Raw genomic sequence first — 1730 nt, 5'->3', positions numbered from 1 at the left:
AGTGTGAAAGTAGGTTATCGTCAGGCTAGTTATAAGCAAAACCCCACCAGGTGATCCTGGTGGGGTTTTTTGCGTTTGGACGTTGTCTTCGCCTCACTCCTGCTTCGCCGGCGCATTGCTGGAAAGTTCGACCATATAAGCGGCCGCCAAGCGCGCGAACTTCAATGCATGCGTAGCTTGCCCACCCGAGTTGGCGAGGGTATCTTTCGCTGTATGGATATACGGATTGTCGCGCGCGAGCAAGGACTCAAAAGGCATCGACACCGGATAGCCCTGGGCATGCCAGCTCGCGTGGTCCGAGCAACCATAACCGCATTTGTCATAGCCGATCTTCAGTCCGGGAAGATAGGCGCCGATCAGGTCGGCTATGAAGGCATTCTGCTGGCTGTTCGTGTAATCGGTAAACAAATAGATGTCGTTGGCCGCGCCCTTGTAATTGGTCATGTCGAGCTGCAGCACGCCCGCGACAACGCGGCCCCCTTGCCTGTACTGGCGCGCGATGTCCTGCGATCCCCGCAGTCCGACTTCTTCGGCCGCGTACGCAATGAGCTGTATCGTCCGGCGCGGCCGGTAACCGCTACCGATCAGCGCGCGCACTGCCTCCGTCATGCTCGCGACGCCGGATGCATCGTCATCCGCACCTGGTGCGCGCGCCGTCGCGCTCATGCCAAAGCCGAGAATGGAATCGAGGTGGGCGCCGACCACGACTGTTTCATCCGCCAGGTCGGTGCCTGCGATCGTCAGCGTGACGGAAGGCTGGGGGTAATCCTTGTGCACGACCTGGGCAACCGACACGTCGTCCCGGCCGCTGCCGAGCGCACGCCATGCCGCGGTGAGCCAGTTAGCGGCGTCGACCCCGGACTGGCTCATGTAATAACGGTTGGTAAAAGCGCTCAAAGCGGCGATCGTCGCCTCGATATTCTTCTCCTGCATCTCCGCCAGCATGGGCTCGACCAGTTCGCCATGATGGATTCCGCCCGCACGCGTCGGCAGGTCGGCCGGACGCCGCTCAAGCGCGGCGCGTGCTTCGGCTTCGCTCGCGTGATACATGAAACCGCCGCATTGCCCCATCTTCTGATGGATGGCGCCGGCCACTGCCGCCAGCCGGGAGTGATCCATGACCACCGCATGGACCTTCTCCGATGCGCCGGCCGGCCCCAACTGGCGGCTGCCGATCGACACCAGGTCAGGGGCGAAGCTCTTGACCTGCCGAAGGGCTGCGTCACCGATGGTGATCCAGGCTTTCTTCTTGGTTGAAGCGCCCACGCTGGCGGAAGCGCCGGAGAACAATGTGGAAAGCAGGAGGAACTTGAGCAGGGCGGCCTTCATCATGTCTTCCTCATCGGTGGTAGGAAAAAATCCTAGCAGCACCTCTGGTCGATCAGCTTGCCTACTCTCAACATCATTAGAAAGATCCGATGCGCATGCAGGCTAACGGGAAAATCTCCCCGCCCCTTGCGGCGAGCGTATGACTTTGTTATAGTTCGCCTCCGCTTCGGCACCGGCCGAAAACGTTAAGGTAATCAAGTGGTTATCATGACAAGTTTGGCAGAGAGATCTGGAACGAAGCGAACAAGGGGTTGACGATTAAAGCGAAGCACTGCATAATCTCTTTCCTGCTGCTGACGAACACAACGCTTCGTCGAATACAGTAAGGCAGTACCGAATACCGTTCTTTAACAATCAACAGTCGATAAGTGTGGGCGTTTGATGAAGGTGCCAGTGACTTC

The 1730-nt window shown here is 58.8% G+C and carries 1 protein-coding gene; it reads right to left on the bottom strand.

All coding sequences use genetic code 11. The features are described from left to right. Positions 1–93: 93 nt before the first annotated feature. A complete protein-coding gene (locus AC3XQU_RS22655; RefSeq protein ID WP_489876422.1) occupies positions 94–1332 on the bottom strand; it encodes a M20/M25/M40 family metallo-hydrolase in 1239 nt (412 codons plus the stop codon). Positions 1333–1730 lie beyond the last annotated feature (398 nt).

The sequence above is a fragment of the Telluria sp. AZSoR62 genome (assembly GCF_058111565.1).
This window is presented reverse-complemented; position numbering and strand designations above follow the sequence as displayed.